The sequence below is a fragment of the Natrinema ejinorense genome (assembly GCF_002494345.1).
Lineage (GTDB): Archaea > Halobacteriota > Halobacteria > Halobacteriales > Natrialbaceae > Natrinema > Natrinema longum.
Genome location: NZ_NXNI01000001.1, coordinates 3,143,841 through 3,153,173, shown reverse-complemented (window position 1 = coordinate 3,153,173; position 9,333 = coordinate 3,143,841). Strand labels below are relative to the sequence as shown.

Genomic DNA, 9,333 nt, shown 5'->3' with positions numbered 1-9,333 from the left:
AGATGTCGTTCTAAGGGGTGACGCTGACTAGTCAGTGGCCCTCCGCGCCGGACTTCTCGAAGAGGTGCTGGAAGACGATCTGCTCCGCCTTTCGGAGGTGCTGGTTGAACGTCTGGCGGGTGACGCCGAACCGATCCGCCAACTCGTCGCCGGTGCTGGTCCGCGGCGTGGCGAAGTAGCCGCTGAAGTACGCGGCGTCGAGCGCGGCCAGCTGTCGGTCGGTGAGCGCGTCCGCGACGATGTCGTACAGCAGTTGGGGCGAGTAGACGAGTTTCTCGGCGACCAGTTCGGCATCGGGGTGGAACCGCCGGATCTCGTTCCCGGCCTGCCGGTGATCCACGTCACCGGGAAGTTCGCCGCGGAACCTGACCTCGTCGGACGCAATGACGATCTCGCGGGGACGACCGCCGAGCGCGGAGAACACGTGGGCGACCGTCTCGGATGCCGAGTGGGCTTCGATGCGATTGTAGCCGTCGACCGAACTGAGCAGCCGCGCATCGAGGTAGTGGGGCACTTCTTCGGTGACGGTGACGAAGTCGCTCGCGGTGAGATCCGACGTCCCCATATACTGGACGGTGGTCCCGTCGGGGAGTGAGACGACGGAATCGATGTCGATCCACGTCCGTTCGTCCTCGACCCGCAGCGAGGGCGGGACCGCCGATTCGTCCGCACGGAACTCGAGCAGCCGGACGTGGTCGCTGGTCAGGCGCTTCTCGTCTCGCTTCAGCGCGGTCACGTCCTCGAACGCGATGGCGACGTACTCGACGGTGCCGTCCTCGTCGAACAGGGGCGCGGCGTTGCTCGAGAACCACCGCTCGCCGCCGTCCGGGCGTTCGATCCAGTGTTCGAACCCGACGACCGGTTCGCCCGTTTCGAAGACGCGCGTAACGGGGTGGTCGTCGACGGGAACGGGCGTTTCGTCGTCGTAGTAAAGGCCCCACTCGGACGGATCGTACGGTCGGCCGACGAGTTCCTCGCGCGCGAGTCCAAGCGTCTCCGCGGCGCGGTCGGTCGCGTGGGCGATCTCGCCCGTCGCATCGATTAGGATGGCGCTGACCGGACACGCGTCGACGAACCGTCGCGCGAGGGCGGCCGGAAGCGGCCGCCGTGACTCGCTCTTGTTCGAGTCGCGTTCGACCGGATCACCGTCGCGAAATCCGCCCGCCGATGAGTCCGTCATCACGCTCTCGTCCGCCCGAGGCACGGGGGAGCCGCCTCGAGTCGCTCGCTTTGCGTCTCAGTGGATCGGTCGTTCGCTCTTTCCGAGTGTCGATACCGACTCATATCGTTGGTACGGCTCCGACGGATAAATGCATACCACCGGCCGTCACGCTGACCGGCGGCGGTCCTCGGAGAAGATCCCTTCCGGAAGGTACGCGGAGACGACCCAGTTCGGGGCGTTGACCACCTCGTTGATCTTCAGGTCGACGGCCACCGAGCACAGCATGTAGGCCTCGTTGCGCTCGAGGTCGCGTTCGGTCTCGAGGTGGTCGATCATCTGCCGGACGGCGGCTCTGGCGGCCTCCTGCAGGTCGTCCGCGATCCCCGTCGTCCCGTACATCGGCTCGTCCCGGCCGCTCGAGGTGAACGGTCCCGAGGTCTCGAACTGGGGCTGGTCGATCGACAGGTCCGACCGGAGGTCGAACCGACAGGTGACGTCCATCGGAGCCTCGATTCCGGTCCCGCAGACTTCGCCGTCCCCCTGGGCAGCGTGTCCATCGCCGACGCTGAACAGGGCATCGTCGACCGCGACGGGGAGGTACAGCGTCGAGCCCGCCGTGAGTTGTTTGACGTCCATGTTTCCCCCGACCGACCGCGGCGGGAACGTCTCGTGGGTGCCGTCCTCGGCGGGTGCGACGCCGAGAACGCCGGGAAACGGATCGAGCGGGACCTCGATGTCGTTCGCGAACCGAGCGACGTCACCGTCGAACTCCCAGACGTACAGTGCCGGATCCGGGAATTCGTCAGCTAAGAGCCCGAGTTCCGCCTCGCTCGGGAGGATCAACGTGAACCCCCAGCCCCGGTGGTCGACCTCGAGCAGTTCGATTTCGAGGACGTCGCCCGGGCGGGCACCGTCGATCGCGACGGGACCGGTCAGCGTGTGGACCCGGTCGATGTCGAGGTCGGCGACATCGGTGACCGTCGAGTCGGGGCCGAGCTGTCCGCCCGTCGAGTCCCGACAGGTGAAGCGGACGACATCGCCGGGCTCGATCGTCCGCACTGGCTCGAGGTCGTTATCCCACGCGCTGTGAATCGTCTCGTCGTCGGCAGCTATCTCGTACGCTGAGGCGTCGTGTCCGCTCGACATGTTCCTGCAGCACATCGCGTGCCGGTATAAAACAGTCGCCCGCCTCGCCCCACTCGTCTCCTGTACACGTCGGGCCGACTACCGCGCGTCCTCGAGCGTTGGTACCGCTGCGGCCTCGTTTTCGAAGAAAGCCAGGCCGTGAATCCGACTGTCGGCAGTCAGTTCGGGGTGAAACGAGGTGCCAACGACCGAGCCGTCACGGACCGCGACCGGGCGGCCGTCCCACGACGCCAGTACGTCGGCGTCGCCGACCGCGTCGATGGCGGGCGCACGAATGAACACTGCGGGGTAGGGGTCCGCGAGCCCGTCGACCGCGAGCGGTGCTTCGAAACTGTCCTTCTGCCGGCCGAAGGCGTTGCGCTCGACGCTCACGTCGAGCACTTCGAGTTCGTCGACCCGGTCGTCGCCGGCATCGCTCGAGGCGACGATCAGGCCGGCACAGGTCGCGAGAAGCGGTTTGCCGGCGGCGACGTGATCCCGAATCTCGGGGGCGATCCCCTCGCTGTGGACCAGCCTGGAGATGGTCGTCGATTCGCCGCCGGGCATCGCCAGCAGGTCGCAGTCGGGGACGATCCCGGCATCGCGGATCTCGCGGACCGTGACCTCGCGGCCGTGGGCCTGGGCGGCGCGTTCGATGGCGGCCGCGTGTTCCTCGACGTCGCCTTGGACCGCGACGACGCCCGCAGTCAGTGACATGGCCGGGGGTATGGAGGGTGCGGTGAAAAAGTTCGCGCCACGAGATCGGGGGCTGGGCGTGTCCCCTCAGCGTCCGTCGTGTGACCGGGCGACGCCGGTCAGTTCGAAGCGAGCGCCCCCCGCCTCGCTCGCCGTCGCCTCGAGATCCCAGTCGTGGGCGTCGGCGACCCGTTCGACGATGCCGAGACCGAACCCGGTACCGTCCTCGTCGGTCGTCACGCCGATGTCGAAGATCGTCTCGCGGACGTCGTCGGGAATCCCTGCTCCGGTGTCGGCGACGTAGAACCCGTTCTCGCAGGTGCCGACCGAGACCGCTAGCTCGGCGCTGGTCCCGTCTTCGGGGACGCCGTGATCGAGCGCGTTCCGGAACAGGTTCTCGAGCAACTGTTGGAGCCGGTCGGGATCGGCCCGAATCCAGGGCGCTGCCTCGAGGTCGAGGGCGGCGTCGCCGGTGTCGACCATCGACCAGGCCTTCGTCGCGCAGTCCTGGACCGACACCGGCTCGAGGTCGGCGGTCGTCGCCCCCTGCTCGGCCAGCGACAGGAGTTCGTCGATCAGCTGTTCCATCCGCTCGAGTGCCGCTTCACACTCCGCCAGTTGCGACCGATCGCCCTCCCGTGCCAGTGTCAGCGAGCCCTGTGCGACGTTCAACGGGTTCCGCAGGTCGTGGGAGACGACGCTGGTGAACGCCTGTAACCGGTCGTTCTGGCGCTCGAGCGTCTCACGGGACTGTTCGCGCTCGGTCTCGTAGCTGACCCACTTGGCCATCAGTTTGACCAGCGACCGCTCGGCCTCGGAGAAGCCGCTCCCGCCGCGAGGTTCCCTCGAGGCGAAACAGAGGGTCCCCCAGATGGCGCCGTCGACGGTCACCTTCGCGCCGACGTAGCTCCCGAGCTCGAACAGCTCGTAGGCCGGATCGCCGGTCCAACCCTCGTCGGGCGCGTTCGCGACGGTGACGAGTTCGTGGGTCTTGATCGTCTTCCGGCAGTAGGCCTCCGCGAGCGGGCAGGATTCGCCGGCCTGAAGCAGCGGATGATCGCTCCGCGATTCGACGACCGTCTGTGTCCGCTCGTCGAGGTTGATCCTGGTCAGGAACCCGTCGGGAAGCTCGAGGTAGTCACAGCCGAGGTCGAGCAGGGCCGGGAGCTTCTCGTCGAGCGAGGCGTCGGTTCTGGTCGAGACGTCGTAGAGCGTCTGTAGTGCGGCGACGTTCGCCTCGAGTTCCGCTTCGGCTCGAATTCGGTCGGTGACGTCGGTAAAGAAGATCGAGAGGCCGTCTTCGGAGGGGTAGGCTCGGATCTCCAGCCAGCGTTCGAGGGGTGTGAAATACTCGGTGAACGTGACTGGCAGTTGCTCCTCGAGGGCGGTCTCGAGTTGGTGCTCGATCTCGCTGTCGACGATCTCCGGAAACACCGACTGTACCGATGCTCCGATGAGTGCGTCCCGTGGCCGTTCGAGCAGGTCGCTGGCCTGTTCGTTGACGTAGGTGTACTCCCAGTCGGCGTCGATCGAGACGAAGGCACCGGTGATTCGCTCGAGCGTGGCCTCGCGTTCGTTCCCTCGAGTTATCTGCTCGACCGCCCGTTCGATTCGCGTCGCGAGTCGGGTCCCGTGAACGGCGCTCGATTCGGCCAGACACCCGGTCGCTCCGGCCTCGAGTGCGGCGCTGGCAGCGGCCTCGTCCCAGCCGTCGGTGACGAGGAAGACGGGGAGCCGCGGATCTTCCTCGCGAACGCGGTCCAGCAACGGATACCGATGGGGATCGTCGGCCGTGGTCCGACCGACGAGGCACTCGATTCGATTCGTCCGGACGCGCTCGAGGGCTGTGTCGTCGCTGATCGATTCGACTGTGAGCCGGTCGTTGGCTCCCTCGAGTGCCTCCGGAATCTCGGTCGCTGTCGGGTCGTCACTGACGTAGCCGACACTGATTCCATCCGTCGAGGGTGGCACCGAAGCGGCGGGCTGCTTAGTCATGCACGGAGTCTCGAATACGTGACGGACAGGCACTACACAGTAATAAACGGTATGGCGGTCCGTCCGTCGAAATTCCGTCGTGTCGGTCCACTGGCATCGTCACGCCGGCTGTTTTTACTCCTACCCCACGGTACCACGAGCGTGTCGACGATACCACCGACGGCGGAGCGACTCCTCGAGAGTGAACCCCTGATGGCCCATCTGGCGACCAGCGTGGAGGGACGCCCTCACGTCGCGCCGGTCTGGTATCGGTACGCCGATGGGGGCATCGAGATCGTGACGACGGGCCGGAAGCTGGCGAATGTCAGGCGGAACCCGCGGGTTGCGCTGTCGGTACAGAAAGACGAGGCCGGGCAGACTCAGTGGATGGTGACGCTGCTCGGGACGGCAACGGTCGTCGACGACGCAGCCGAGACCGCGTCGGCTCGTCGCCGGATCAACGAGAAGTACGACGCGGACCCAGACGCCCACGCCGACAACACGCTGGTCCGGATCGATATCGGGTCGGCATCCTATCAGACGTACTGACGCCGACCCGGAACGGCGAGACCTCGTGTGGATTCACCGCTGAAAGAGATCCTCGGCAAGCGCTCCGAACTCGCCGCCATCGTACCGGGACGCGGACCAGCCGACGTTCTTTGCCCCGTCGACGTCGCTCTCGCTATCTCCGACCATTCCGTACCGATCCGCCGGCAGTCGCTCCTCGAGTGCCCGGTACGGTGCCGCGTCCGGCTTGTGTGCCCCCACCTCGTAGGAGGCGACCACCGCGTCGAAATACGCCTCGAGATCGTGTGCTCGAAGCTTCGCCAGTTGCCACTCGCGGAGCCCGTTCGTGAGCACGCCGAGTTCGAACGACTCGGCCAGCCGTTCGAGGTCGGTGTGAGCGTTCTCCGGCGGGGACAGCGACTCGATTTCCCGCTCGTGGAGTGCCCGCACGTATGGCTCGGGATCCGTACAGCCGTCGATCCGGGCGAACGCCCGCCGTACCGGGTCGGGGTCACATGCCGAAAAGAGGTCGACGAAGGCTTCGTCGTAGGCCTCGAGCCACTCCGCGGGGGCGTCGCCTCGAACGTCCGCGATCGCGTTCGCCAGCAGGTCCCGGTACTCCCGGTCGGTGTGGAGTACCGTTCCGTCCAGATCGAAGACGATCGCCGTCATGGACGGACGTTCCTACCGACACGTGAAAAGTAGTTTGGGTGAAACGATTGGCGCACTACTCCTCGAGCCGTTCTCGAGCCGCTGCGACCACGAGCGGCAGCGTGATCGTCGCGTCGGCGTAGACGGAGACGTTGTCGGCGTCTTTCTCGAGTTTGCCCCACGAGCGGGCTTCGTCTAAGGTCGCGCCGGAGAGGCCGCCGGTCTGTTTGGGGTCCATGGTGAGCTGGACGGCGTAGTCGTACGCGCCGGGGGTGACGAGCATCGTCTGGAGGGTGAAGTTCTTGGGGACGCCGCCGCCGACGACGAACGCGCCGGCTTCCTCGGTGTCGTAGGCGATGTCGGTCAGGCCGGTCATGTCCGCCAGCGCGTCGAGCGAGAAGTCGGAGGTCTGGGAGTACATCCACGCCTGCAGGCCGAGCACGGAGTCCTGAATCGCGGGGCAGTAGATCGGTACGTCGTTCTCGTAGGCCGCGGCGGCGATGCCGGCGTCCTCGTCGATTCCCTCGCGCTCGTTGATCTCGGCGTTGGCGCGGCCGAGTTCCTCCGTGAGCCGCTGGATGGGGACGACGCCCTCCTCCTCGAGCGGCGGGAAGACCTCCTCGCGCAGGTGGGATTCGAAAGTCGCGAAGAACTCCTGTGGGAGGTAGACGTTGTAGATGCGGTCGACGCCCTCGTCACGGAGCGTCTCGTCGTGTTCGCGTTCGGTCTTTCCCTCGGCGTGGACGGCACCGTGGTGGTGTTTGCCGCCGATGGCCTCGATGGAATCGTGCGTGAGATTCGCACCCGTCGTGACGAGGACGTCGATGTAGCCGTCCCGGATCAGGTCGGCGACGATCGCCCGCATTCCCGTCGGCACCATCGCGCCCGCGAGGCCGAAGAAGACGGTTACGTCGTCATCGAACATCGCCTCGGTCACGTCGACGGCCTCGTGGAGGTCCGCCGCGCCGACGCCGGCCGAACCGTACTCGTCGGCGAGTTCGCCGACCGTCATCCCGGCCCGAACCTCGGCGTGGCCGACCGGGTCGTGTGCGAACGTGTCCCGGTCGTGGTCGTGGTGACCGTCCTCCTCGCCGCCGTCGCCCCCGTGATCGTGCTCGTCGCTCATGTCCTCGCATCCGCGGGCCAGCGGTTTGAACGCCGCGGTTCGGCCCGATCACGACGGCCACGACGTCGACAGCGTCTCGACACCCGACGGAACGGTACCCGGTGGACGACCCGCTCGAGGCCGATAGAAAGAAAGACCGATACGATCGGAGTTCGGGTCGCGTCCGATTCGATACCGTCGGAACGCGACGGGCGCTTTGAACGCCCGAAACGCGCTCTACGAGAGGTTCTCGATGTTCTTGCGGCGAAACCGAAAGCGGACGAGAAGCTGGCTTACGCCAGTTTCTCGATGTTCTTGCGGCGAAACCGAAAGCGGACGAGAAGCTGGCTTACGCCAGTTTCTCGATGTTCTTGCGGCGAAACCGAAAGCGGACGAGAAGCTGGCTTACGCCAGTTTCTCGATGTTCTTGCGGCGAAACCGAAAGCGGACGAGAAGCTGGCTTACGCCAGTTTCTCGATGTTGCTGACGACTTCCTCGGCGAACTCGCTGGTGGCGAGTTTCTCGGCGTCCTCGAGCTGGCGCTCGAGGTCGTAGGTGACCTTGCCCGAGGAGATGGTCTCCTCGACGGCGTCGCGGACGAGGTCGGCGGCGTCGGACCAGCCGAGGTACTCGAGCATCATGCGGCCCGAGAGGATCATGGCGGTCGGGTTGACCTTGTCCTGGCCTTCGTACTTGGGCGCGGAGCCGTGGACGGGCTCGGCCAGCAGGAGGCCGTCGCCGAAGTTGGAACCGGGGGCGATGCCGAGGCCACCGATCTGTGCGCCACAGGCGTCGGACATGTAGTCCCCGTTGAGGTTCATCGTCGCAACGACGTCGTACTCGTCGGTCCGGGTCAGGATCTGCTGGAGCATGTTGTCCGCGATGCGGTCGTTGACGACGACCGCGTCGTCGGGCGCTTCGCCGTCCTTCTCCTCCCAGAGGGTGTCCTCGGTGATGACTTCCTCACCGTACTCCTCTTCGGCGACCTCGTAGCCCCAGTCGCGGAACTGGCCCTCGGTGAACTTCATGATGTTGCCCTTGTGGACCAGCGTGACCGAGTCGCGGTCGTGCTCGAGGGCGTAGTCGATGGCGCGGCGGACGAGGCGCTTCGTCCCGAACTCCGTGATCGGCTTGACGCCGATGCCGACGGGGCCGTCGTGGATGGTGCTGTCGAAGCCCATGTCGTCCTCGACGAACTCCTTGACCTGCTGGACCTCGTCGGTACCGGCTTCCCACTCGATGCCGGCGTAGACGTCTTCCGTGTTCTCGCGGAAGGTGACCATGTCCATCTCGCCGGGGTTCTTGACTGGGGACGGAACGCCGTCGAGGTGATAGGTCGGTCGGACGTTCGCGTAGAGGTCGAGTTTCTTCCGCAGGGCGACGTTCAGCGAGCGGAATCCGGCACCGACGGGGGTCGTCAGGGGACCCTTGATCGCGACACGGTGTTCCTTGATCGCTTCAACGGTTTCCTGTGGCAGGTTCTCGTCGTACTTCTCCCGGGCGGATTCGCCGGCGTACAGCCGCATCCAGTTGATGTCGCGGCCGGTCGCTTCCGCGGCGGCTTCCAGGACTGCCTGTGCGGCGGGGCCGACGTCGCTCCCGACGCCGTCACCGTAGATAATCGGAATAATCGGGTTGTCAGGTACCTCGAGTTCGTCCTCGGTACCCGCTTTCAGCGTGATCTGCTCCCCCTCCTCGGGGACCTCGATCTTGTCGTAGCTCATCTCGTCTGTACGGTTCTTCGACGGGGGTAAAAGGTCTACCATTTCCATCGCGGCTCGGCAAAAATTGAACGATACCCATTCGCTCCGCACCCTCAGTGAACGCCGAAAACAGCCGATAGACGCGGTGAATTCGGGAAACCGTTCTCCGAGACCATATAAAAAACCGTCAAATAAGGGGGTGGTTCGTCGTAAAATCAGCAGTTTCCGGAGCGCCGAACACGGCACGTCCGGCGTGACAAACCGCCGCTGACCGCGACTCGAGACCGGGGTGGTCCACCCGCCGGGATGTCGGTCGTGTCCCCGGTCCCGCGTGTCGAGAGCACGGCCCTCGAGACCCGGGTCGGTGGCGTTTCTCACGCCGATCCGACGTGCGGCCGGGGTGAGTATAA

8 protein-coding genes are annotated in these 9,333 nt (G+C 65.8%); 1 reads left to right on the top strand and 7 read right to left on the bottom strand.

Annotation, left to right across the window (positions count from 1 at the left end):
* Positions 1–31 precede the first annotated feature (31 nt).
* From CP557_RS15655 to CP557_RS15640, 4 genes are all read right to left on the bottom strand, one after another.
* A complete protein-coding gene (locus CP557_RS15655; RefSeq protein WP_097380762.1) occupies positions 32–1,180 on the bottom strand; it encodes a bacterio-opsin activator domain-containing protein in 1,149 nt (382 codons plus the stop codon).
* 147 nt (positions 1,181–1,327) lie between these two features.
* Positions 1,328–2,308, bottom strand: coding sequence for an acetamidase/formamidase family protein (locus tag CP557_RS15650; RefSeq protein ID WP_097380761.1), 981 nt, complete (start codon positions 2,306–2,308; stop codon positions 1,328–1,330).
* Positions 2,309–2,386: 78 nt separating this feature from the next.
* Positions 2,387–3,004 (bottom strand): pyridoxal 5'-phosphate synthase glutaminase subunit PdxT, encoded by a 618-nt coding sequence (pdxT, locus tag CP557_RS15645; RefSeq protein ID WP_097380760.1) that lies wholly within the window; start codon positions 3,002–3,004, stop codon positions 2,387–2,389.
* A gap of 66 nt (positions 3,005–3,070) precedes the next feature.
* Complete coding sequence (locus CP557_RS15640) at positions 3,071–4,978, bottom strand: sensor histidine kinase (RefSeq protein ID WP_097380759.1); 1,908 nt, start codon at positions 4,976–4,978, stop codon at positions 3,071–3,073.
* 141 nt (positions 4,979–5,119) lie between these two features.
* On the opposite strand from CP557_RS15640, the gene CP557_RS15635 reads away from it, so the two are divergent.
* Positions 5,120–5,506 carry a pyridoxamine 5'-phosphate oxidase family protein gene (locus CP557_RS15635; protein ID WP_281255566.1) on the top strand — a complete coding sequence of 129 codons (387 nt, stop codon included), beginning with the start codon at positions 5,120–5,122 and terminating at the stop codon, positions 5,504–5,506.
* Positions 5,507–5,539: 33 nt separating this feature from the next.
* On the opposite strand, the gene CP557_RS15630 is transcribed toward CP557_RS15635, so the two are convergent.
* The 3 genes from CP557_RS15630 to icd all read right to left on the bottom strand — a co-directional run bounded on the left by CP557_RS15630 (position 5,540) and on the right by icd (position 8,944).
* Positions 5,540–6,136 carry an HAD family hydrolase gene (locus CP557_RS15630; RefSeq protein WP_097380757.1) on the bottom strand — a complete coding sequence of 199 codons (597 nt, stop codon included), beginning with the start codon at positions 6,134–6,136 and terminating at the stop codon, positions 5,540–5,542.
* Between the two features lie 55 nt (positions 6,137–6,191).
* The gene (locus tag CP557_RS15625) at positions 6,192–7,241 is read right to left on the bottom strand and encodes a deoxyhypusine synthase (protein ID WP_097380756.1); all 1,050 of its coding nucleotides are present in this window, start codon (positions 7,239–7,241) and stop codon (positions 6,192–6,194) included.
* A 440-nt stretch (positions 7,242–7,681) separates the two neighbouring features.
* The gene (gene icd, locus CP557_RS15620; protein ID WP_097380755.1) at positions 7,682–8,944 is read right to left on the bottom strand and encodes an isocitrate dehydrogenase (NADP(+)); all 1,263 of its coding nucleotides are present in this window, start codon (positions 8,942–8,944) and stop codon (positions 7,682–7,684) included.
* Between the last annotated feature and the right edge of the window lie 389 nt (positions 8,945–9,333).

Bases quoted from the DNA above. Each gene is read 5' to 3' on its own strand.
- pdxT (WP_097380760.1), bottom strand. From the start codon at position 3,004: ATGTCACTGACTGCGGGCGTCGTCGCGGTCCAAGGCGACGTCGAGGAA.
- CP557_RS15625 (WP_097380756.1), bottom strand. From the start codon at position 7,241: ATGAGCGACGAGCACGATCACGGGGGCGACGGCGGCGAGGAGGACGGT.
- CP557_RS15655 (WP_097380762.1), bottom strand. From the start codon at position 1,180: ATGACGGACTCATCGGCGGGCGGATTTCGCGACGGTGATCCGGTCGAA.
- CP557_RS15640 (WP_097380759.1), bottom strand. From the start codon at position 4,978: ATGACTAAGCAGCCCGCCGCTTCGGTGCCACCCTCGACGGATGGAATC.
- CP557_RS15630 (WP_097380757.1), bottom strand. From the start codon at position 6,136: ATGACGGCGATCGTCTTCGATCTGGACGGAACGGTACTCCACACCGAC.
- icd (WP_097380755.1), bottom strand. From the start codon at position 8,944: ATGAGCTACGACAAGATCGAGGTCCCCGAGGAGGGGGAGCAGATCACG.
- CP557_RS15650 (WP_097380761.1), bottom strand. From the start codon at position 2,308: ATGTCGAGCGGACACGACGCCTCAGCGTACGAGATAGCTGCCGACGAC.